General features: G+C 39.2%; 26 protein-coding genes. 20 read left to right on the plus strand and 6 right to left on the minus strand.

The genetic code is table 11. The features are described 5' to 3' along the window. Positions 1-57 precede the first annotated feature (57 nt). Entirely contained in the window at positions 58-597 is a 540-nt protein-coding gene (msrA, locus tag RE471_RS06870; RefSeq protein ID WP_309214079.1) for a peptide-methionine (S)-S-oxide reductase MsrA, read from the plus strand. On the opposite strand, the gene RE471_RS06875 is transcribed toward msrA, so the two are convergent. Beyond that, positions 594-923: a TA0956 family protein gene (locus tag RE471_RS06875; protein WP_309214080.1), complete on the minus strand. Its 330-nt coding sequence runs from the start codon at positions 921-923 to the stop codon at positions 594-596. The two genes, msrA and RE471_RS06875, sit on opposite strands and share 4 nt — an antisense overlap. Before the next feature lie 247 nt (positions 924-1,170). Between RE471_RS06875 and RE471_RS06880 the strand changes: the two genes are divergently transcribed. From RE471_RS06880 to RE471_RS06895, 4 genes are all read left to right on the plus strand, one after another. Further along, complete coding sequence (locus RE471_RS06880; RefSeq protein WP_309214081.1) at positions 1,171-3,174, plus strand: ABC transporter substrate-binding protein; 2,004 nt, start codon at positions 1,171-1,173, stop codon at positions 3,172-3,174. Positions 3,175-3,352: 178 nt separating this feature from the next. Continuing rightward, a complete protein-coding gene (locus RE471_RS06885) occupies positions 3,353-5,389 on the plus strand; it encodes a xanthine dehydrogenase family protein molybdopterin-binding subunit (RefSeq protein ID WP_309214082.1) in 2,037 nt (678 codons plus the stop codon). 77 nt (positions 5,390-5,466) lie between these two features. Continuing rightward, positions 5,467-6,273: an aldose 1-epimerase gene (locus tag RE471_RS06890; RefSeq protein WP_309214083.1), complete on the plus strand. Its 807-nt coding sequence runs from the start codon at positions 5,467-5,469 to the stop codon at positions 6,271-6,273. Between the two features lie 65 nt (positions 6,274-6,338). Next, the gene (locus RE471_RS06895; RefSeq protein ID WP_309215748.1) at positions 6,339-7,124 is read left to right on the plus strand and encodes a glucose 1-dehydrogenase; all 786 of its coding nucleotides are present in this window, start codon (positions 6,339-6,341) and stop codon (positions 7,122-7,124) included. 54 nt (positions 7,125-7,178) lie between these two features. Here the strand turns inward: RE471_RS06895 and RE471_RS06900 are convergent, their stop codons facing one another. Continuing rightward, positions 7,179-8,414 carry an MFS transporter gene (locus RE471_RS06900; RefSeq protein WP_309215749.1) on the minus strand — a complete coding sequence of 412 codons (1,236 nt, stop codon included), beginning with the start codon at positions 8,412-8,414 and terminating at the stop codon, positions 7,179-7,181. Continuing rightward, positions 8,389-8,661 (minus strand): hypothetical protein, encoded by a 273-nt coding sequence (locus tag RE471_RS06905; RefSeq protein WP_309214085.1) that lies wholly within the window; start codon positions 8,659-8,661, stop codon positions 8,389-8,391. The genes RE471_RS06900 and RE471_RS06905 overlap by 26 nt, the downstream gene beginning before the upstream one ends. Before the next feature lie 377 nt (positions 8,662-9,038). Here RE471_RS06905 and RE471_RS06910 point away from each other — a divergent pair, with 377 nt between their 5' ends. The 7 genes from RE471_RS06910 to RE471_RS06940 all read left to right on the plus strand — a co-directional run bounded on the left by RE471_RS06910 (position 9,039) and on the right by RE471_RS06940 (position 14,245). Then, entirely contained in the window at positions 9,039-9,674 is a 636-nt protein-coding gene (locus RE471_RS06910; RefSeq protein ID WP_309214087.1) for a DUF996 domain-containing protein, read from the plus strand. A 42-nt stretch (positions 9,675-9,716) separates the two neighbouring features. Further along, on the plus strand, positions 9,717-10,301 hold the full coding sequence (locus RE471_RS06915) for an IS607 family transposase (RefSeq protein WP_309213968.1): 585 nt from the start codon (positions 9,717-9,719) through the stop codon (positions 10,299-10,301). Continuing rightward, positions 10,298-11,575 carry a transposase gene (locus RE471_RS06920; RefSeq protein ID WP_309214088.1) on the plus strand — a complete coding sequence of 426 codons (1,278 nt, stop codon included), beginning with the start codon at positions 10,298-10,300 and terminating at the stop codon, positions 11,573-11,575. The genes RE471_RS06915 and RE471_RS06920 overlap by 4 nt, the downstream gene beginning before the upstream one ends. A gap of 110 nt (positions 11,576-11,685) precedes the next feature. Beyond that, positions 11,686-12,576 (plus strand): C2H2 type zinc finger domain-containing protein, encoded by an 891-nt coding sequence (locus tag RE471_RS06925; protein WP_309214089.1) that lies wholly within the window; start codon positions 11,686-11,688, stop codon positions 12,574-12,576. Beyond that, positions 12,566-12,859, plus strand: a complete 294-nt coding sequence (locus tag RE471_RS06930; protein WP_309214090.1) for a TA0938 family protein — start codon at positions 12,566-12,568, stop codon at positions 12,857-12,859. The genes RE471_RS06925 and RE471_RS06930 overlap by 11 nt, the downstream gene beginning before the upstream one ends. 47 nt (positions 12,860-12,906) lie before the next feature. Then, positions 12,907-13,725 (plus strand): dienelactone hydrolase family protein, encoded by an 819-nt coding sequence (locus RE471_RS06935; protein ID WP_309214091.1) that lies wholly within the window; start codon positions 12,907-12,909, stop codon positions 13,723-13,725. Between the two features lie 109 nt (positions 13,726-13,834). Continuing rightward, positions 13,835-14,245, plus strand: a complete 411-nt coding sequence (locus RE471_RS06940) for a hypothetical protein (RefSeq protein ID WP_309214093.1) — start codon at positions 13,835-13,837, stop codon at positions 14,243-14,245. Between the two features lie 41 nt (positions 14,246-14,286). On the opposite strand, the gene RE471_RS06945 is transcribed toward RE471_RS06940, so the two are convergent. Continuing rightward, positions 14,287-15,501, minus strand: coding sequence for an MFS transporter (locus RE471_RS06945; protein WP_309214094.1), 1,215 nt, complete (start codon positions 15,499-15,501; stop codon positions 14,287-14,289). A gap of 50 nt (positions 15,502-15,551) precedes the next feature. Here RE471_RS06945 and RE471_RS06950 point away from each other — a divergent pair, with 50 nt between their 5' ends. The 5 genes from RE471_RS06950 (at position 15,552) to RE471_RS06970 (ending at position 18,911) form a co-directional block, all read left to right on the plus strand. Next, positions 15,552-16,127 (plus strand): hypothetical protein, encoded by a 576-nt coding sequence (locus RE471_RS06950; protein ID WP_309214095.1) that lies wholly within the window; start codon positions 15,552-15,554, stop codon positions 16,125-16,127. Positions 16,128-16,192: 65 nt separating this feature from the next. After that, complete coding sequence (locus RE471_RS06955; RefSeq protein ID WP_309214096.1) at positions 16,193-16,963, plus strand: hypothetical protein; 771 nt, start codon at positions 16,193-16,195, stop codon at positions 16,961-16,963. Positions 16,964-17,133: 170 nt separating this feature from the next. After that, on the plus strand, positions 17,134-17,901 hold the full coding sequence (locus tag RE471_RS06960) for a hypothetical protein (RefSeq protein ID WP_309214097.1): 768 nt from the start codon (positions 17,134-17,136) through the stop codon (positions 17,899-17,901). Further along, a complete protein-coding gene (locus tag RE471_RS06965) occupies positions 17,898-18,668 on the plus strand; it encodes a hypothetical protein (RefSeq protein WP_309214098.1) in 771 nt (256 codons plus the stop codon). The genes RE471_RS06960 and RE471_RS06965 overlap by 4 nt, the downstream gene beginning before the upstream one ends. A gap of 78 nt (positions 18,669-18,746) precedes the next feature. Then, complete coding sequence (locus tag RE471_RS06970) at positions 18,747-18,911, plus strand: hypothetical protein (protein ID WP_309214100.1); 165 nt, start codon at positions 18,747-18,749, stop codon at positions 18,909-18,911. Positions 18,912-18,956: 45 nt separating this feature from the next. On the opposite strand, the gene RE471_RS06975 is transcribed toward RE471_RS06970, so the two are convergent. Further along, positions 18,957-19,412 carry an Lrp/AsnC family transcriptional regulator gene (locus RE471_RS06975; protein WP_309214101.1) on the minus strand — a complete coding sequence of 152 codons (456 nt, stop codon included), beginning with the start codon at positions 19,410-19,412 and terminating at the stop codon, positions 18,957-18,959. 156 nt (positions 19,413-19,568) lie between these two features. Between RE471_RS06975 and RE471_RS06980 the strand changes: the two genes are divergently transcribed. The 3 genes from RE471_RS06980 to RE471_RS06990 are packed head-to-tail and all read left to right on the plus strand — an operon-like array spanning position 19,569 to position 22,597. Then, complete coding sequence (locus RE471_RS06980) at positions 19,569-20,870, plus strand: aminotransferase class III-fold pyridoxal phosphate-dependent enzyme (protein WP_309214102.1); 1,302 nt, start codon at positions 19,569-19,571, stop codon at positions 20,868-20,870. Then, the gene (locus RE471_RS06985) at positions 20,864-22,300 is read left to right on the plus strand and encodes an APC family permease (protein WP_309214103.1); all 1,437 of its coding nucleotides are present in this window, start codon (positions 20,864-20,866) and stop codon (positions 22,298-22,300) included. The genes RE471_RS06980 and RE471_RS06985 overlap by 7 nt, the downstream gene beginning before the upstream one ends. A 57-nt stretch (positions 22,301-22,357) precedes the next feature. Continuing rightward, a complete protein-coding gene (locus RE471_RS06990) occupies positions 22,358-22,597 on the plus strand; it encodes a hypothetical protein (RefSeq protein WP_309214104.1) in 240 nt (79 codons plus the stop codon). 1 nt (position 22,598) lies between these two features. Here the strand turns inward: RE471_RS06990 and RE471_RS06995 are convergent, their stop codons facing one another. Next, complete coding sequence (locus RE471_RS06995) at positions 22,599-23,564, minus strand: alcohol dehydrogenase catalytic domain-containing protein (RefSeq protein WP_309214105.1); 966 nt, start codon at positions 23,562-23,564, stop codon at positions 22,599-22,601. Positions 23,565-23,632: the final 68 nt, after the last annotated feature.

Consider the following 23,632-nt stretch of genomic DNA (forward strand, 5'->3'; position numbering starts at 1 on the left):
TTTTCGTATTATCCAGAGTTACGGTAATGTTTATTAAAGGGTTGATAATATTTCTATATGGATGAAAAATTTATAGTATTCGGAACAGGCTGCTTCTGGTGCAGCGAGGCTATATTCAAATTGATCAACGGTGTCACAGATGTTGTCCCAGGATATGCGGGAGGGCATACAGAAAACCCCACCTATAGGCAGGTATGTACTGATAAAACCGGACATGCAGAGGTGGTAAAAGTTTCATACAATCCTGAAGTAATAAGCCTGAATGAAATTCTTGATTTATTCATGGCAGCACATGACCCTACATCACTGAACAGGCAGGGAAATGACATAGGCACACAGTACCGCTCTATTATATTTTATAATACCCCTGAGGAGGAGAAAACCATAAAGGACTATATTGCAAAGAAACAGAAGGACTACAAAAAGCCTATTGTAACTGAAGTAAAGAAATTTGAACATTTCTATGAGGCAGAGGATTATCATCATAACTACTTTGCAAACAATCCTTCCAACCCTTACTGCTCCATGGTTATAAAACCGGAAGTCAATGATTTTATTATGAAACATGGGAATGTTTTGAAAACCGTAAAACACTAGAATGGCGTTGAGGGAAACTGGGCTTTAACATTATATTTTTTGTTTTTTAACTCCTCGACTATCCTATTTACTTTCTGTTTATCGATTCCGAGGTTCTGTGAAAACGATATATCTACTATTTTTTTACCTGTATTTACTATAATTATGCCAGCATTGGCGTCATCCTTTCCAACCCCTTCACTTTGTCCGTATTTATCTATGAACTTATTGATATTGTCCAGATAATTATTAAGATCGTCAAGGCTTTCGTTTAATTTGCCCAGGGGAACGCACATGGTTGTGGACCTGAGGCTATGCCTTATGTTATATGCAACACAGTTTGCCATGGAAGTTTATAATTTCAATAAATATAAGACTATAGATTTCAAAATATATCCATGATAAGCTATATAAATCCTGAATATTTTGATTGAATATCAATTATATGACCATTAGAAATACTTTATAATTTCATTATATGATTGCTTTAATAAGAATTTTTATATGTATTTTTACTATAGAATTTTCTATTTATCTGACAATTATTTTGAAAATTTTGAATAAAAGTTAAATATAAATACATGTTATATTTTTATGAAGAATAGTATAAAAGTTGTAATAGTAGTCATAGTGGCTATTATTCTGATCGGAACAGCATTTTTGGTGTTATACCATCCGACAGAACAGTTCACTGATACAGCTCAGACGGCAGCCCCGGAGCAATTGGATCCGGCAACAGGTTTCTTTACAACTAATGGACCTCTATTCTCAGCGGTGTTTAATACTTTAGTTGAGTTCAACGGAAGCTCAACAAGCGTTGTCCCTGTTTTAGCCAACCATGTTTATAATCCAAATGACAAAAACTATACTTTTGATATAAGGCCATATGCAAACTTCAGCAATGGACAGCAGTTGAATGCGTCCTCAGTATGGTTTTCATTTGAGCGTGGAATAATAATGGGCCAGGGACCATATTCATCCGATTATTCAGGAATACTTTTCAACTCAACCTGCTACGGGAATACAAGCATAGGAATAGCCCTTCCCAATGGAACAATACCTGCACTGGAATCAGCAGGCTATAAAATAACAGGCAATATGTCCCAGCAGTACAAGACAGCAGCCATGGATCTTGATAATATACTGTCCCACTTCAATTACAATGCAACTGAAATGAAGGTAATGACATATAAAGGTCAGGCACTTGTTGTTAATTCAAATGACAATGTGTCAATAAACACCATGGTGCCTTATTCCTATTTATTGCAGGATATAGCAGGGTGGTGGGGAGACATAGTGGAGCCCAGCTACGTGGATGCACACGGCGGGGTTACATACAATTCTCCAAACTCATACCTTGATGCAAACGGCGTAATAGGATCAGGTCCATACATAATATCAAGCGTGGGAAAGGGTTTCTCAACCATAGTGCTGAAGGCAAACCCCAACTACTGGGTGGATGGCCATAACAGCAGCGTACCTGCAATAGCACAGCCAGCACACATAAAGACAGTGGTAATAAAGTACGGCTTATCTCATGCTGACAGGCTGGAAGACTTCGACAGAGGAATATCACAGATATCCACAATAGCCCCAACATCATTCAAGCAGATGATAGATGGTTACCACATAAAGGCTGATAGGAATTCATCATTGGTACAGACTTCTCCTGAAATAGGAGTGTTTTATATATCTATGGATATGGCTGATCTTTATACTAATAATACACATTTCATGGAAGCACTTTACGATGCACTGAACTACTCAGCGGAGTTGAAAGTATATGACAATAACTACAACGGTACTCCGGAAGCCTATGAGGAATTGGGCCCATTATCACCAGTATATGGAACAGCATACTACAACCCCAATCATTATCCTCTGCCTACACAGAATTTGAATGGTGCCATAAAGAATTTAACTATAGCAGGTAAAGAGATGAATTTTCACGTTACACTTCCCAATGGTAGCAAAATAGGTGCTACGAATAAGGGCAGTATAGATCTTAGTTCACATAAATTTGTGTTAACAGGTATTTCACCTCTGACAACCGTAGAAACGTCTGAACTTACAATTGCAGTGGATTCATTCTCTGATATAGGTCTAACGTTTACAACAACTGCCGTAACCGAGTCGAATGCAAATACATGGACTAATGCGACAGTTACACCGCAATTTACAGATTTGGCATGGCTTCCAGATTATCCGGATCCAATAGGTCAGCAATTAATATCCGTTTATGATGTCTCAGATGGTGGGGCATTCGGAGGTAACGATGCATGGGTAGATAATGAGACACTACAGGGAATATTTACTAATCTGGATTTTGAGAATGTTACTGTGCAGGAAAAAGCGATGTATAACGTACAGAACCTTACATACAACCAGTATGCATATATGTGGCTACCAGTTCCAAACAATATATGGTTCGTGGCACCTGATGTACATGGATTTGTGTATAACACTATTATATCGGCTTATTTCTATAATCTTATGACCGTGAGTGGAAAACTGACAAGCTCTATAGGATTTATGAGTATATACGCATTTGTAGCTAATATGGATATGGCTATAATAAATATAGCACCAAAATTTTAAAATGATTTTTATAATAATTTTATTTTTGAGTGTTGAGGTTATTCTACAAACAACTTATATGCAAATAAACTACGAAAAACACCATAAATATTTTTCGACTGCTTTTCAATTATTTATAATATCTTTGTTGCCATGTTGGCACAGCAATCTTAATTAACCATTTTGTCAATCTGCTTATATGGATTACAGGGATAGGTATGTACAGGGAAAGGGTAAGTATATAGATGATTTGCATTTCGATGACATGCTTTATATGAATGTTGTAAGAAGCCCATACGGCAGGGCAAAGATAAGGAATGTGAAGGGGGGGTTGAATGCATCTGAACTCAAACTTTTCTACAAATCATCCATGGGCGAAATGGCATCTCTGGGCGGATCGTCTAATTCTGTTTATCTCGAGCCCGTATTTGCAATAGACCGTGTAAACTATGAGGGACAGGCAGTTGCTGCTGTTTTCGGTAAAACGAGGTATGAGGCTGAGGATTTATTGAGCACGGTATCTGTTGAGTATGAGCCGCTGGATGCTGTTTCAAGCATAGAATCAGGGCTGAAAAGTGGGCCAATTCACGAGGGCACAAAGGACAATGTACTTGCAAAGTCAGAACTGGGAGAAGATTTCGACGATAACGATGTGGATTTTGATCTTACACTTGAAGACGAATTTTTCAATGAAAGGATAATCGCAAATTCCATGGAGACAAGGGGATGCATAGCCATATATAAGGATTCCATGCTTACATTTTATGTTTCCACACAGTCCGTGCAGTCAGTCAAGGGTGGGCTGGCACAGGCATTAAAGTTGAAGCCTGAACAGGTCAGGGTAATACAGGCAGATACAGGCGGTGCGTTTGGTGTTAAGGGTTCCTTCTATCCTGAATATGTTATGGCAGCTTACGCCTCCATGAAGTATGGAAAACCGGTTAAATGGATTGAAACCAGGACAGAACATCTTCAGGCTGCATACCCGGGAAGGGGTGCAAAGGCCAAAATTAAAATTTATGCCAGGAACGACGGGAAAATAACCGGAATAAAGGGAGATGTGTATGTGGACGCCGGGGCATATGATGCAGGCACCGGAAGTTTTGCCTCCAGGTTCATAGCCTACCAGATAACAGGGCCGTATCATATCGAAAAGGCATATATGAGGGCGTTTTCGGTTCTGACCAACAAGGCTCCCATGGGGCCGTACCGTGGTGCAGGTAGGCCGGAGGCTGCATTTTTCATGGAAAGAATGATGGACCTTCTTGCGGACAGGCTGCAGATGGACATATCAGAAGTAAGGCTTGTAAATGCATCCACAGAGCCATTTACATCCCCAACAGGATTAACAATAACTGAGCCCACAAGGCCGTTCCTTGAGAAGGCACTGGAGGCAGTAAATTACAGAAAGGTATCCATGGAGGAAAAAACAGGACTGGCATTCTTTGTCCTTATACCGGCATCAAGGCCCGGCGAGAGTGCCAGAATAGATGTATCAGATGGAAAGGTCGTAGCACAGCTCGGCGGTAATGTGCATGGTCAGGGTCATGAATTATTTGTTAAGGATATTCTGGGAAACTCACTTCAGGTGGAGCAGGATCTTATTTCACTGTCAAATGGAGATACATCACTTATGGAAAGTGGTGTGGGTTCCTGGGGAAGCAGAACTGCAATAGCAGGTGCATCTGCCCTTGCTGCTGTGGCAGAAAAAATCAAACAGCAGGTTATAGATAAGTATGGAAAATATAGCCCTGAAAAACTTCTATCAGGCAATTACAGCGCCTTTGAATTCCTGAATATCGACTACGATGTAAATTCAGTAAATTTCAATATGATCACCGCTGAAAGGGATTCTAACAATACAGTAAGAATGAAAGACTGGTATTCATATTACGATCTTGGCCACGTGCTGAGCCCTGTAAACGTTGTTGCTCAGATAACTGGTGGTACCCTTGAAGGAGTTGGCCAGATGTTTTCTGAATCTCTTAGGTACTCTGAAGAGGGCCAGCTAATGACCACAAGTATAACAGATGCAGGAGTGCTTGCGGCAGATTATGCACCGAATCTTCATATAAAATGGGTTGAGAATGGATCACCCGCACCGGACAGGGCAAAAGGGCTCGGAGAGGCACCTACAATAGGCACGCCGGCTGCACTTGCAAGGGCCATAGAACTGGTAACTAGGAACAGGGTCAAAAATACCCCAATAAAACTTGAAGACCTGGCAAAATTATAAAAGTTTTATTCCATTACGATTTTCCTGCTTAAAGATTGCAGGACATAAATTTATTTTATATCCCGGCATTATATTTTATGATACTGGAAAATGGAAAAACTAAATGTAGCCTTAACCCAATGGGTGCATATCTTGAAGAATTATATATTGATGGCAAATCCATAATAAGAAAAAGTCCAGACAGGCATGTAACCCATGGTGGGGCGGCTGTGCTGTTTCCATTCGGGAACAGAATAAGAAACGCAGATTATTATTATGGTGGATTAGAATACCGGTTGCCAGAAAATGATGGCAGGAATAGTATCCACGGCCTGGTCAGGGATAGGCTTTTTAACTACATCTCGGGAAAGTATTATATGGAATTTTATACCTATTTCAGAAGTAAATCATATCCTGGCATTGCCTGGATAGGTGTCAGGTATGAAATTCAGGAAAATGAATTCAGAACATTATTCACTGTGAAATCAATTTTAAGGACAATTCCAGTTGAGATTGGATTCCATCCATACTTTACAGTTGATGGAGAATATTCAATAGATTATACAGGCAGTGCCATGGAACTTGAATATAGGGATGGCTACTTCCCTGATGGGAATTATTTTCCTGTAAATCTAAAACAAACCCATATGAGCAAATTGAAACTTGACAATGCCTTCATGATTGATTCTGACATTATCCTCAGTGATGAAAGCCATAGGGTTTTAATAAAACGTAAAAACATGCCCTTTGCTGTAATATACAACGGTGAATATGCCGGGGGAAATGCCGTTGCCATAGAACCTATGACCGGGGCTCCTGATGTTTACCATAACGGAATCGGCCTGATAAACCTTGAAAAGGGAAAAACCTTTCAGTGTTCATACTCTATTTCTTTACTAGAATAATTTTAACCAGATTTTTATCTATTACATATATTTATTACTAATAATCACATTATTTTTTGATAGACATGAACACAATAGATCTTTCAGGAAAGGTTGCCATTGTGACCGGTGCAAGTGGTGGCATTGGGAAGGCTGTGGCCATTACTCTTGCCTCTGCTGGTGCTTCCGTAGCTGTTCATTACGGCCACAATAAGGCGGCTGCCGATGAAACTGTAAGGGAAATTGAATCTTTAAAGGGAAAGGCAGTTGCTGTATCAGCCGATATGACAAAGCCTGAAGATGTTGAAAAGCTCTTCGAATTTGTTGATTCCAGACTGGGTACAGTAGATATACTGGTGAATTCTGCAGGCATTGATGGGCCAAGGCAGACACTGGGTAATGATTCCATAGATGAATGGCAGAAGGTGATTTCAGTAAACCTTTTCGGGCCATACTACTGCTCTCGCATGGCAGTTCAGCGCATGATAAAGAAACACAGCGGTGTTATAATAAATATTACGTCGGACCATGTGAAAATACCATGGGCCGGATACACTGCCTACTGCAGTGCCAAGGCTGGTCTTGATATGCTAACAAAAACTCTTGCACAGGAAACAGCTGATAAGGGAATAAGGGTGTTATCCATAGCCCCTGGAGCAATAAAAACCGCAATAAACAAAACGGTATGGGAGGATCCGGAAATGCTAAAGGACCTGGATAATAAGATAGCCATGGGGGTTCCTGGGGATTCGAAGGATGTTGCAAATGCTGTACTGTTTGCCGCCAGCGATCTTGCATCGTATATGACCGGGACATCTCTGGTTGTGGATGGTGGAATGTTAATATATCCTGATTTCAGGCATGGTGGATAAAAATAAAAACTCTTTAAAAAGGTTAAAAATTTTTAAAAATATAAATAAATTGTTTTATTTCTTGCCAGCGTTTGATGGTTCAACGGCAGGCAAGGCATCTTTTACCTTTAACAGGGTGTTGTTTTCAAACATTTCAGTGACTTCTTCCACAGACCTTCCCTTGGTTTCTGGCATGATTATATAGAATATTATGACTGCTATTGCTGAAAGTACACCAAAGACAGCCATTGTATATCCAAGACCAATATCAACATGCATTACAGGGAATATTTCTATGATGGCAAAGTTTGATATCCAGTCTACAACTGCAATCAGGGATGCAAATAATCCCCTGTACTGTGTCGGAAAGTATTCACCCTGCAGAAGCCAGCCGGTTCCGCCCACTGCAAATGCAAAGAAAATGATGAATCCAGCAAATCCTATAAGAAGCCCTATATCTATATGATCGAGATAGAGGGCAGTTCCTATGAAATCGAATAATGCCATGCCACCATATCCTACTAGGGCTAGATGCCTTCTTCCATATGAATCTATAAGCCTGAATCCTATAAGTGTTGCAAGAACATTTATTAATGCAAGTATGGATGAAGCCTCTATTCCGAATACAGCATTAGATAGATATGAGCCACCTGTTGATCCGAATATATGTAGGTCAGCTATTACAGTTGGACCATAATAGAAGGGTACGTTTATACCGGTTATTTGCTGGAACATCATGAATAATCCTACTATTACAAAAGCCCTCTTGATTCCTGGTGTTGCCTTCATCTTTGTTTCTAACTTGGCAAGCACACCGTGTGTTTCTTTGAGCTGGCTGTCGGTTGCCGTTATATTGAACCTCTTCAATGATGCTTTAGCCTTATCATACTTTTCGTGCAGTATCAACCATCTGGGTGACTCCGGCATATAGAACCTGAAAACAAGCCCGATCAATGATGGTATTGCTGCCACACCGAGGAGGACCCTCCAGTCCACTGCATAGGCAAGCCCTGGTGCTATGAAGAAGACCAACATGCCTACAAGATATGCTCCCAGTATACCCCATGTAATCATCCACTGCTGCATAAGAGATAGATGCCCCCTGCGGTTTTTAGGTGCATATTCAACAATGTAGGCTGTGGCTATTGCTGAGTCTGCTCCCACCGCCAGACCGATAAAGGTTCTTGATACAAGTAGCATCACAAGATCCACTGAAAATGCAGATAATAATGCACCTATTGTATAAATAGCGGCGTCTGTTATGAGCAGGAACTTTCTCCCATATTTATCTGTCAGGGCCGCTGCTATCAGTGCGCCTACTGCTGCTCCAAGTGATGCCCCCTGCTATCAGGTATCCGTAAACGAATGGGGCTGTTGTAGAGAGATTCTTTGCAAATGGTATAAATCCGAGATCTGTGCCTATATTGGACGTATCATACCCGAACAGGAAACCTCCTATTGTGGCCAGAATGGTAACTGCCCAGTAGAATTTTGTGGTAAGCTTACCATTCATCTGTTTCAAAATTGGATCGCTGTCAATGTTATTTAGACTATCCATAAAGATTCAGTTTTTTTTATTATTAAAATATTTTGTTTAATTTGATTATATTCTTAAAAACTTTTTGTTATTTATATAGATATGTCATTAAAATTTAAATACTTGAAATTATATATAAATAATAAATGATAAGTTTTATATATGTTTAATGGTGTCTGACATATAGATAGATATGTGAATATAAGAAAATTTTGGAAGATAATTATGATGAACTTTTCATGCCATCCCATTACTCCTTGAAAACTGATTTGAGATAATATCTCTTAATTGCTTTGATTTTTATGGTACGGAGTACAATTTCAGCTATCCGGCGCAATCATTGTCAAATTATCATAATTCATACAAATATATATCTATAACATTTGTGTTTACCCTTTATGTACAGGCAGCATATACCGGAACTGGAATCAGCAAAAACATATGGCATTATAGGAATAATCCTGCAATTTATTGGAGTTGCCGCAGATGTTTTTCTTCATGGACTCGGTTTCATAATAAGCATAGTGGGACTCATATTATTATTGCTGGCAATAAAATCCATATCTGACTATTATGGAAACGGCAAACCCTTCAGATACATTCTGTACAGTATTATTTCTTCAATAGTATTTGGCGTCATAAGTGCATTATTTATAATCCTGTTCCTGGTGCCTGTGATTCTGGGAATCAGCGCATCTTCAAATCCCGGCAGTGCTGCCCCGGCATTGCTGAGCAACATAGGCCTTATTTTCACAGTTATACTTCTGGTTATACTTGCAGTCTTAATTCCAATAATATTCGAGTATCTTGCTTATAATGAAATAGCAGATCTCACTGGAATAGGGGATTTCCACACAGCGGCTCTTTTGCTTCTGATAGGAATTATACTCACGGTAATCGTGGTAGGAGTGTTGCTTCTAATAGTGGGAATAATAATGCTTATTATAGGTTTCAGCAAACTTCCTGATTATGCAAAGCCGGTTGTAATAGACCAGCCGGGGGCACAGGATTATAATCAGGGCTTTAACTATTAGTAGGAATATTTATATATAGTTATGCATCATTATGCAATATATATGGGCAAGATATACACAATCAGGGAAGCATGCGATATATTGCAGATAGATGCAACAACATTAAGAAGATGGGATAGAGAGGGGAAAATACACTGCATAAGGCTTTCAAACAACTTCAGAAGGGTACCGGAGGAGGAAATAAACAGGATATTAGGAATAAAGAGCAACAGAACAGATGCAATATATGCAAGGGTATCATCCAATGGCCAGAAGAATGATTTATACAATCAGATAAATAGATTAAAATCATTGCATCCTGATGCATTGGTATACTCGGATGTAAGGTCAGGATTAAAATTTAACAGGAAGGGATTTATTGAATTATTGAATATGATAGAGGACAATAAGATAAACAATATTTACATTACACATAAGGATAGATTGGCAAGATTCGGGTTTGATTTAATAGAGGATATATGCAGGATACATAATACAAGAATAATAGAGGTGGAGGGTGAGGAGATACAATCAGCCAATGAGGAATTAACTAATGATTTAATATCCATAATAACATCATTCTCAGCAAGATTATATGGTATCAGGTCACAGAAAATGAAGAATATTTTAGAGGCTGTGAAGGAATGAGCCATTTATGGAAGTCTGATGGTGATAAAAGAACAATAGCATTCGGCTATACTCCTGATTCTGTTATTTTAAAATATTTAGCTGATATGAGGGATCTAACAAATAAGGCCATAATAAATGCATATTCAATAGCCAAATCCAACAATAATGAACTGCCATCCCCTATTACCCTGAGGAAATCATTAAAGAAATATTATGATAACAATATTGATTATGCCAAACACCATATTAATCCAGTGTGCAGAACTGCCATAGCAATATTAAGGTCCTATAAAAAGAACAATGATGGAGAGTTGAAGATTATCAAGGCAGGGAAGCTTGCCATGAGGATAGACTCCGAGCTTGTAAAGATAGAGAATAATAAACTGAGACTAACAGTAAAGCCCCATGAGTATGAATACATTCACATTGTTGATAAGAATAAAAAATTCAATGAATACTCTGAATATAAATTATCAGAGGTATTATTGACAGATAGAAAAGTATGCATTACGTTCAGGGTAGGAAGCCTAAACAAGCCTGTAATAGAAGACAATATAATAGGATTTGACCTTAACTTCAAATCGGTTGATTATACAGTGATAAAAAGCAATGAAATCGTGAAGGTTGATACAATAGATACATCTGACATAGCAAGGGCACAGAGGGACTATGCAAGAAAGAGAAAAAAGATTCAGAAGCATGTCAAGAATCCTGCCAAAAGGAACAGGAAATTGAAGGATGCAAAACACAGGCAGAAGAACACTGTAAGGGATAAATTGCAGAAGCTTACCACTAAAATTGTAAACAATAACAGTGAAAAGACCTTTGTGTTCGAGGATTTAACAGGCATAAAAAAAGAGGGAAAAAAGAAACATAGGGATAATAAGGATAGTAAAAGCAATGCAGCATATAATAAAAACAACAAATCAAAAAGGTTCAGGACAGATATCAACAGATGGCCTTACAGATTATTCCAGAGGCTTATAGATTATAAATCAAATAATAGAACATTATACATAAATCCAGAGGGGACTTCTTCTGAATGTCCTGTATGTGGTGGTAAATTAAAGCACCCAATCTGGAAGATATCTCAATGCAACAACTGTGGTATAGCCTTTAACAGGGATAGATTGTCATCATTATCTATTTCAGTCAGGGGATTGTACCTTTGCGGCACCCCGTTTGCCGTGAGTGGCAGTGCCTCCTGGCATTCCATGAAGAATGATTACCTGTACCATCCAGATCAGGTAGTTGTTGAGAATGTACAGCGACTGCAAGAAAGAAATGCATAATAATGCATAGTATTTCAAGAACGGCTTTAACCAGTAGATTAATTTTTAATAAACTGCAATCATTTTTATCCTGTTCACAAATATTATTAAAAATAACCCATTACTATATTATGGCTGTTTGCCCGGTATGCAATGAAAAATTTGATTATGGGGATTATTATACCATGGCCATTCATTTTATAAATCTGGCCAGGGATAGTGATTCATATCATGTACAGTGGATTAACAGGAATATTTCCAGGGAAAAGATAAATGTGACTCAGTTTACATCCGCCATAGAAAATTTTTATAATATGGGCCATGGAGGAATTAAAGAATGGATAATAAATAAATTTGTGGAACAGTTCCGGGGAGAAAATCCACACCCATTTATATTAAAAATGCAGGGTTACAGCAGACCGGTTATGATGGGTTATGCAGTGGAGCATTATTTCTTTCTGAAACAGTGGGTTAAGTCCTGTTCAATAATAGTATCCAAGACAGATCTGGATGATGTCCAGAGATATGAAATAGAAAATATTCTGTCAGAATATTACGGCATAGGGAGAAAGAAGCCACATATAGAGCTTTTGCTGGAAATGGGTGAGGACCTTGGTATAGATAGAACCCAGATTTATGCCACAGAACCACTTGATGGCACTAAATTTGCCATTTCGCGCTGGAGGGATATCGCTAATAGATGCAACTGGATATGCATAATGGCGGCAATGCATTCACTGGAACTGGTGGCAAATAGAAAGTTAAATAACTATGGTGCAAGGTACAGTTACTTTAATCCAGAAATGCTTATTTCTCCCCTGGTGCCTGAAAGTGTTAAGAAGTTTCTGGGCGAGGGATACAGGAGCGACGACTCGCATTCCTTCAGGGCACTGGATTTAATAGCAAAGTACTGCCATGATTATAACATGGAAAGCATTCAGGATGCCTATCTTATGTCAGCATATGCCTTTGACAGGTACCTTGAGGCAAGGCTGGAAAGGGGTGAAATGTTTGAAAACTAATAATGAAACGGGATGTGCCCTGTGTGATGCCACGTGGGGAGAATATTACAGAGAAATAGAAAATGAGAAAATGTTTTTCTGCTGCAATATATGCGCTGATATATTTGAAAATATGGTTAATGAAGTTAAAAAGGAAACGGGCTGGGATCATATTGACAGTGTTGAGCTTCACGGAAATTATAGCATGGGGAGAAACTGCACAGCGACCAGTGGTGAAAATACATTCAAATATTATTTCAGGACATACAGCGATGGAAGAATGATGGAGTTCAAAAAATTGTAGTTACGCATAAAAATAAAAGTAAATATAGGTTTTCTAATTTGTATGTTATGACAATGGATACAGAGGGCAGGGATATAGAATACCGGACAGGCAGTGATAGAATTAGCGGATATCTGGCATCACCAAATGATGGAAAGGATCATCCGGGAGTAATAGTCATCCATGAAATATTCGGGCTGGACCCATATACAAGATCGGTTGCAGACAGAATGGCCTCAGAGGGCTATGTTGCCCTGGCACCAGACCTTTTCTCAAGCAGGAAGCTATCAGAGGTAATTACCAAAGATGGAATTGCAGCAACCATGGAATTCATTATGTCAATTCCGCCAGCGAAGCAACGGGACGAAGGTTATAGAGAAAAACTCCTGAACAGCATGGATGATGATAAGAGAAAAGTTATAATGGATACCTATAACACATTGCTAAAGAACAGGCCTGTTGACCTTCTCACAGAATATTTATCCTCAGGGATTGATTACCTTCATACACTGGAAAATGTCAATGGGAAAATAGGCAGTGTAGGGTTTTGTTTTGGGGGAGGCATGTCAATCAATCTTGGATGCACCGGGAAGGTAGATGCCACAGCAATATATTATGGAGAAAATCCTGAACCCCTGGATAAGTTAAAAAACGTAAAAAATGCCGTAATAGGATTCTATGCCGGGGAGGATAAAAGGATAACATCGAAAGTACCTGAACTTGTTTCCAAACTTTTTGAATATAATAAGGAGGTTTCTGTTAAGATTTACCCCGGGACGTACCATGCATTCTTCAACAGCACGAGGCCCTCAATTTATAACAGAAGAGCATCAGATGACTCCTGGAAGCTTCTTATGGCCTTTTATAAAGAGATATTCAATCAGTAACCTTCCAGAGTCAAATATATTCTATATTTCTGTTTTTATATTTTTATTCACATCCCGTGGCTTAACAAAACAATACATACCTTTATATTCATTCTTTTATAGAGAATTCATGGTCAATAATCTCAGTTCATTTGAAAGTGAAGTGAAAAATAATTATGGAAGGTCGGATATGGATTTCCCCAAGGGTAGCATAAAAATTCTTGACAGATCCATAGTTGAAATACTGATAAAAAATGCAAGAAAATCAAAAAGTGTGCAGTATAAATCCGGAGATAATGTGTACACGGCAACATTCAGCACATTCACAAAGCTTGATGATGATGGCATGGTTGGAGTTTATGGGGATGTGCCACAGGATAATGATGATGTAAGGGAAATTACATTCCTGGTAACCGGATTCCATGCAAATTGGGATACAGAAATTACCTTTTCAAAGGAGTATATGACTGCCATGCCTGAAAGAGAATTAAAGCATTTAATAAATTTCCAGAGGGCAGTCCTTGCAACAGGGGTTCTATAGAACCATATTTAACGATCCAGTAATCCCCTCCATAAAAATATTCAGAATAGTTCTGGATTTTCTTTCTCAATTCTTTCCATTGCCATATTGAATCCATCCATTATACGAATTACCGTAAATGATGAAATCAGCATTATCACTCCAACAATTGTAATTATATATGGAAAGTAAAGGAAACCGGAAGCGTACCCGAATACAAAGGCCATGACAGGTGATGAGCTCACGGAAAACATTGCCGTGAGGGAGTTGAATTTTCCTGTAATGCTGCTTGGTATTGAATTTATTACCATGGTTTCTATATAGATATTTACAAAGGCAAGTATAACCCCGGAGAAAAATGTTAGCACACCGTCCATGATGGGTATTCTATTGAATGATATAAGAACAAATATAATGCCGGTAAGGAAGATATAAAGTGCCATCAACCCCTTGCTATTCTGATGCCGCCTAAATATGGAATGCATTGACATTATACCCCCGGCAAGCATGCCTGCAGGGAACCCGGCAATAAAGAATGTATAATAAATGGAGCTGGCGTGCATAACAATATAGACAAGGCCGGATGCAAAAACATCAATAGCCACAAACATTCCGTTCAGTATCAGGGTAAGTAGGAGGAATGGTATGATGCTTTTCATTATTTTGAATGTGCTCCTGAAGCCATTTCTTACATTGCTGCGGTTTGAGACCTTCACAGTGTTGGGTATAAAAATCATTGCCATTGCAAGTATTGAAATCCCTATGAGGAGTTCATAAACATAATTATACTTCATGAAGATAAATGCACCTCCGACAAGAATCCCTGCTAGGGTAAAAATCCCGGAGGATAGCTGATCTGCTGACTGTGCACCGGCCATATGGTCAGCAGGTATGATTTCCTTGGTAAGTGCCCTGAAATCATCTGATACCACCCACATAAACATGGATGATAGAAAATCCACGGCATATATAATAAATAATCCATGCCCGGCAATAAGGAACGAGTATGTTATTACCATCATAAGATTTATTATAATATATATAAGATGACGGTCATACCTATCGATAATGGATCCCTCAGGTATGGCAATTATAAGGTATCCAAGAAAGGAAAATCCTGGAATCAGGCTTACCAGCAGGACTGAATGGTAGTTTGCAATGATTTCCCACATGAAATAAATATAGTAAGCTGTATTGCTGAATCTGGCTATATTCCTCGAAACGAGATACCTCACAAAGGCGCTTTTATTATGATGATAAAGTTCTGAGGTTAACATATAAATTTAACTTATACGTATATTTATATCTTATATATAAATTTGTGTTTATGGAAGAGAGGTACAGAGAGGTACTGAATGTGTACAGGAATCCTACAAAAACAAAAATCATCACCCTGCTTATAAACAATAAAAAAATGACGGTTACCGGCATGGCAAAGTATATTAAAACTACCAGGTCGAACCTGTATCAGATCATGTCAGAGCTTGTTTCTATTGGCATGGTCAACGATCCAGAAATCCGGCCAAAGAAAAACTATGTTGAAAAATATTACAGCCTCAATGAGGATTATTTTGCATTCCATGATGAGAAGATAGATGACGAAATAATGGGGCTTCCAGACGATCAGTATAGGGATACCCTGGCATCTTTCCTCATGGCACAGTCATTGAATCTCGGAATTATGGCATCTGCTGTGGAGAACATGCCTTTAAAGGATATCAGGGAAATAAGAGAGGACCGGAATCTGAATATAATGTCATTCGGTACAGTATCCAGGCAGGGAGCTTCATCAATATCAGGTGCATTAAATGAAGAACTAAAGAAAACCATTGATGATAGTGGTGATGATAGAGTATTTCTCTTTCTCATGCTTCCAACAAGGTTGATTGCAGGAAAAAAATAGAACCCATAAGGAGCAGAATGGCATTTAAACCGATAAATTGAATTATTAAGGATTTATTCAATGTTATGGATGATACAGACAACAGGATACTGTTCAATATGCTTAGAAATCCAAGGGGCAGGCTTTCTGATCTCTCGGAGGGGACACAACTAAGCGAGCAGGATGTGCATTACAGATTGAAAAGGATCAGAGAAAATAGCATACTTGAAAGATACATGCTTCATGTTAATCCAAAAATTTATGGCAATCAGGCGTTTTACATGGCATTTGCCACGGATACCGAATACCCCGGCCAGGTGGACGCTGTTATTCGATGTTTTGAAAAACTTACAGTTTTCGGAATTTCCGGAACGGAGAATGAACTCACCAAAAAGATCGGGGAAATGAAATCATACCTTGGAAATCCCGTCATGGAATACTCCCCCAAACAGGATTCCGTACCACTACAGCTTTCAGCTCTGGATAGCTTCATTCTGAAGGTTCTTTCCAGGGACCCAATGACACCTGCAGCCACCATAGCAAGAGAGGCTGAAAAAAGGGTAAAGCAGATAGAATCGCGCCTTGATTACATGGAAAGGCATAATGTATATTCCATAATACCAAAAATAAACCTCTCAAAGGTTAACCTCGTACTTGTTGCATTTTTCAGCAACAACGTGGAAGAAATAACAGATTCTATAGACCAGGATCTGGTATTGATACAGGACTCTATCTCGGGCCTGGTGCTTATATTCGAGCAGAATCTCATGAATGCCAAATCCATTGTAAATAAAATCAAGAGAGTTGACAGTGGTCTTGATGTCATGCTTGTATACGATTACAATTTCTTCAAATAACAGGAACTTGATACATATTTCCCATGCACTAATCTATATTTTGACTTTACAGGGTTATCCCTGGTTTTTCAGAGAACCGATCTTCCCTGTATTGCCTTTGCATAAAACAACTTCATGGAGCAACATATTCTATAACAAAACTAATATATAAGTAGATAATTAATTTAGGAATGCCTAATAAATCAGATGTCGGGCCTCCCTGCAAAAACCATGGAAATTCTGGCAGGCGCAGGAATATATGCAGGATAGAATCCTCTGCTGAAAACATGGAAGTAGCGCAGTATTACTCAGAACATGCACAGGACATAGATATTAAAACTTCAATAGAAAAAGGCAATTATATGGATGCCCTAGAAGGATTGAAACTTCTGGAGACCGGGTCTAAGGAGCCTGCATTCATTTATACCCTGGAGAGCCAGTGCCTTATCTCACTGGGTAGATACGCTGAGGCCAGAGAAAGGGCATCCATGGCACTTGATATAATTCCAGATTATATTCCAGCCATAAGCAGTTTTGCTATAGCAAGCGTGAATCTCGCGGAATTTGATGATGCATTCAATGCATATATGACAGCCCTGGGCATTACGCCGCAAGGCCCGGAATCTCATGCTTTCCTTGCTGAACTGCATTTAAAAATGCAGAATCCAGAGAATGCCATAAAGGAGGCTAAACTTGCATTAAGAGATCAAAAGAACAACATAAGGGCGAATAATGTTATTGTGTCCATAGAAAAATCAAGTGGTGATTATTATTCCTATCTTGATTCTACAATAGCAGCATACAGGAATACAGGACTGGATGAATATATCATTGCACTTATAGATTTTCTCCTTCATGTAAGTAGAAATACGGATGCACTTAGAATTGCAAAGGCATTCGCCAGGCGTGACCCATCCAGCACCCTGATAGGAGATAAACTTGCACATATATATATATGATTAATGGCAAACTTTCCAGTGCGGAAGGTATTTATAAAACCATGAAGGAAATAAACAATAATTACGAATCGGCCATGCTTTACCTGAGCTTCCTGGCGGAAACTGAACAGTATGGAGACCTGAACAGGGACATTGATCTATATATAAATAAATATGGTGATATGGAAGGCCTGCTCTACCTTAAATATTATGGTCTCTCAGTAACAGGAAACCATAGAAATGCAATAGAAATTATTAAGTCTCTTTACACCAGGAATCCTAACAGCCCTGTTTATGCCACTGCATATGCCATGGAGCTGGCTATTAACGGAGATTATGCAAATGCAATAGGTCTTATGGAAAATATAAAATCGGCTTTCCTGGCGAATGATGTTTACTTTTCCATGTTTACCATATATCTCATGGCTGGCAGGAATGATGATGCCCTGGAAAGTGCCAGAAATGCAATGGCCTCGGATTCAGAGGACAGTTTCCTTATATCATTTCCTGGAGATGTTATCCAGGGATTCATTTCAAGGGGCCTCAGGGATTATGCTGAAAAATTTGTAGAATGGCTTCTTCAAAACTCTGAGGGAGAAATGCTGGATATAGCAACTATATACAGCGCAGGTCTGCATGCTATTGCAGATAACTATGCCATGGCCTACAGAATTCTGGATGGAATAGAATACCGGAAAAGAATTGGCCTTGTGGCAGTGGTAAAAGACCTCCAGCAGGGCAGAATCAAAGAGTTTCTGGAATCATACCTGAAAGGCCATAGCCGATAATTTATCCGGAATTTTTTACGACAATAAACGTATCCAGTTTACACAAATTATTTATACCATGCTTATGATTAACATATAATGCCTGAAATATATGTAAAAGATGAAATATATAGAAATATATCTGAAAGCCATGGAGATGTGTCAAAATTTGTGAACATGATGCTGGCACAGTATGTAAATACATACAGCGATTCAAGCAATGACGGGATAGAGCATTACAGAACACACGGAAACGGAGATTAAGCGTAACAGCTTCACTTAAAGTTTTTTATCAAAATTAATGGATTTTTAGAATTTAATATTTGAATAGTTATCCCTGGAAAAATTTTGAAGCACTATGTGTGAATCGGTCCTTTCTATGCCCTCTATTGTTGATAGCCGGTCCATGAGCTTCTGGTACTCGTCCGCATTCCTGTTTACTGTATAGATGATAAAGTCTATGTCCCCGAGAAGGAAATCTACACTTATAACTCCTGGAAGGCCAGCAAGTGTTTTTCCAAGGTCTTTATAGTATTCTTTCCCATATTTTGCCCTGACAAATGTAACGGTATAAAATTGAAATCCAAGTTTTTTATAATTTATCAATGATATACTATTGCCTATAATACCCTCCTTTTTCATGGCATCTATTCTTCTTGCCACTGCAGAGGGGCTATTCAGCCCGGCAGCTATACCTATCTTTCTAAGGCTAATCTCGGAATTCCTTTCAAGAATTTCAAGAATTTTCATATCTATACTGTCCATGAGATTACATGGTTTTCATATTAATAAATCCTATCAAATCAATTAAAATTCGAAAAATTTTGTATTTTATCACATTAAATTAGAAATTATTATCTAAAATATTTATTTTGCAAAAATTTTAAGAACGTTTATATTCAAATAGACTTTTTATATTTTATGTTGAATATAGATGTTGCCAAAGTACCATATATAAGAACAGCAGTGCCAGGCCCGAAAAGCATTGAGCTCCTAACAGAGCAGGGAAAGTATGAAACAGCCTCCGTTACATACCCGAAAAGTTTTCCTATTGGCATCAAGTCCATGAAAGATTCTGTCATTGAGGATGTTGACGGCAACTTATTTATAGACTGGCTCACAGGAATATCAGTTCTCAACCTTGGATACTCGGAATTTATAAGAGATGCTGTCAGGGCTGAAATGGAAAGCACCTGGCATGCGCTGGAGATACCCACTGAGGCAAGGATTGAATTCCTGAAGGCCCTGAGATCCTCGTTTCCATCTAACATGCAGGATTACAAAACAATTTTCGGGATCAGCGGGGCAGATGCCTGTGAAACTGCAGTAAATTTAGCCCATGCAGTATCCGGCAGGGATTCCTATACCATTGTTTTTGAGGGTGCATACCATGGAGTCTCCGGTGGCATAATAGCTGCAACATATGAAAGCAAGTACAAGGCAGGTAACAACAGTCCAGGATTTAAGGTAATAAGATCTCCATATCCCGGCATCCTGTGGGAAAATTACTCCGTTGGCGATGTCATAGATTACATACAGACTGCCATAAGGGAAAACAGTGCTGATTCTCTTCTGGTAGAGCCGGTACTGGGAGAGGGCGGATACGTTGTTCCCCCTGAAGGATTCCTGAAGGCACTGAGAAAGCTCTGCGATGAGAATAACATAATAATGATAGTGGATGAGGTCCAGGCAGGGATGGGCAGGACCGGAAAGATGTGGGCATTCGAGTACGATGGGATAAAGCCTGATATAGTCTGTGCCGGGAAATCCGTAGGTGGTGGCATACCAATGTCGCTGGTTTATTACAGGGGTGACTTTGATGAAAAATTGCCTACACCTTTCCATCTTGGCACTTACCGTGCAAATCCACTGGCACTTGCAGCAGGCAGGGAGGTACTAAAAAGAACTCCTGCAGTTCTTGATAGTGTAAAAGAGAGAGGGAAATATCTGCTGAAGGCTTTCTCAGAGATTGACAGTGATGTTATAGCACAGGTTCGTGGAAAGGGATTCATGATAGGAATTGAACTGGGTAAAAACGGAGGGCCCGTGGATTCAAATACCATGGCAAGGTATAAGAAGCTGCTTATAGAAAATGGAATTGTAATGCATACCTGTGGGCATTATGGAAATACATTCAGGTTCATGGGTGCACTGAATATCGATCAGAAATTGCTTGATACAGGAGTAGAAATATTTGAGAAGGTGGTGAGGACTAAATGGTAGATAAACTGAAGAAAAATTCTGGCGGGCTTTGGTCTGGAACATTTCAGGCGATTTCCTACGTGGCACCTGCGGCTACAGCGGCCTCATTCCTAGTTGAGGAAACCGCATATGTAGGTGCTTCAACAACATTTGTTTTTCTTCTTGCTTTAATAGGTGTTACCTCTGCAATGTATATGAATTATGTTTTCTCTGGAAGGATATCCCATGCCGGGGGGTATTATGCCTATGTACGGGCAGGCCTAGGCCCTAAATTCGGAATTTTCTCCGGGTGGCTGTATTTCATAAACATTCTGGGAGCACTTGCAGGATTTGCCGTGCTTTTCTTTGCAGGAGTTTTATGGCCACTGATCCCACAACTATCATCCAATCCCTATGGATGGATACCCATAGCGTTTATACCTCTGGTTCTTATTTTAGTACTCCTTTACCGTGGATTGAGACCATCACTGAAGTATACCATCATCGGAGGAATAATAGAGGTGAGTACACTTATTATAATTTCCATTGCAATAATAATTAGGCTAGGTCCACATAATACATTTATTCCTTTCACACCTCATGGTAATTCTTTCGGCAACCTTGGACTGGCCACTGTATATTCAATATTGGGATTTGTGGGTATTGGTTCAGTGATAACGTTATCAGAGGAACTTCACCATCCAAAGAAAATTGTGAAAAAATCAATAGTTATTGGAATGCTCATAACCGCAGTGGTGTACATTCTTGTATCGTATGCAATGGTTGTAGGTTATGGTATAAACAAAATGGCATCTTTCTCAACTGCAACAGACCCGGGATTCACTGTTGTGGATAACTATTTTGGGCCGGTTGTTATGATTGTGTTTATTATAATAACCCTAAACAGTTTCCTGTCGAACGGCATAGCAGAGGGGAATGCCTTCAGCCGGGAAGGATTTGCCATGGCCAGGGACGGAATAGTCTTTCCAAAGTCTCTGGCAACCGTTCATAAAAAATTTGGTTCTCCGAACAAAATAATCATTATAGAATGGTTTATTGTAGTTGCATTAACCCTCGTCGGTGGACTTGTTTTTGGCCCATTTGAAGGAGCTGCTATTATAACAGCAGTAAATGGTGTTTCTCTTTATATAGTGCATATACTTGCAAATTTCTCCCTTCCTATATATGGGAAAAAGACCCTGAAGTTAAAGTTAAAGGGCCTTTTACCCCTGGCTTTAGGGCCTGTTCTAGCAACAGTAGTCTACGCGTTTGCTATATATGGAGAATTTGTGCCTATACCCACAACGTATCCCGGATACATCGCACCATATTCTATCATAGCAGCTGTAATTGCTGGTATAGCTATAACCATAGTACTGTTTGTCAAAAAGCACCCGTCCGACCTCAAATCAATAGGGAAGGAGCAGGAGCATATGTTAGAGCCAGTATCCGAACAGGAAATGGAGGAATAAATTAAACAATTAATTTTATTTAAAAAAATTATTATAATATTCCTTTATTTATGATAAATGAAAAAATATTTTAGAATAGCAATCATTGTAGGATCCATCATACTTGCTATAATAATTATATCGCCCTTTATTTTGAGTCCATTCAAGAAACCACAGGACAGATTTTTTAAAGGAAATTACAAATCATCTGGAAAGGAAAGGGTTGTTTTTTTCAGCTGGGATTCTGGTTCATTAAATTTGTTGTCGTTTACAGCGGTGCATTTCATAGAAGTTGTTCCAACGTCAATACCCAGATAGTTCATATTCTTACTATTGTTTTCAAATATTTCTCGTATTCGCCATCCGCTAAATATCCGGGAAGCTCATCAGCATCAATATGTTTCCTCAAAAACGGTGCCAGTCTGTTTCTGTATCTCTTGATTATCCTTATGGCCTCCGGGTATGTATTTGCATACCTGAATATTCCATGTATATTAATTCCTCCTATTGATGCCATCAGTGGATTAATCCCATCCTCCTCTCCTATTCCTATGAGGAATAGATCTCCTCCCCTTGCTGTCCTATGGATTGAATATTCATGGCCATAACCACTGCACTCAAATACTGAATCGAATTGCCTGCTAATTTTATTATTAATGCATGATGAAAAGCCACATTCCCCTGCATATTCAATCCGTTCCGGATTTATATCAACAACTGTCACATTTGCCCCATATGATTCGGCTGCAAAGGCTGTAAGTATTCCTACCGGGCCAGATCCATTGATTAGGACGCCAGAGTCAGGGCCGAGGTGCGCCATTCTTGCAGCATAAACACCAACAGAAAGTGGCTCTGCCAGGCTTGCCTCATCTGGTGTCAATCCATCAGCACTGTATACGAATCCCTCGGGATGCACTATATGTTCCACCATGGAACCATCAACCGGTGGAGTGGCGAAAAACCTCATATCCGGGCACAGATTATATCTCCCTGTCCTGCAGTAGATACACTTCCCACATGGAATCCCGGGTTCTACGGCAACAACGCTCCCCTTCTTTATAGATGCACCGCCTGATTTCGCAATACCGCCAGTTTCATGACCGAGGATCATAGGCTTCCTTAAAACAAAATCCCCTATTTTTCCATGTAAATAATAATGCACATCAGAACCACAGATGCCCACTGACTGAACCCTGATTTTTACATATCCCTCAGGAATGTCACCAGGTTCCTCCATATCTTCTATTTTAACATTCCCGGCAGACTCAAGCACAACAGATTTCATACAATCCCAAGATTTATCATTTAACTGATTAATAAGTTTTCCATTTATCCAGTCCCGTCACATCCCAA

This window comes from Ferroplasma sp., assembly GCF_031200575.1.
Lineage (GTDB): Archaea > Thermoplasmatota > Thermoplasmata > Thermoplasmatales > Thermoplasmataceae > Ferroplasma.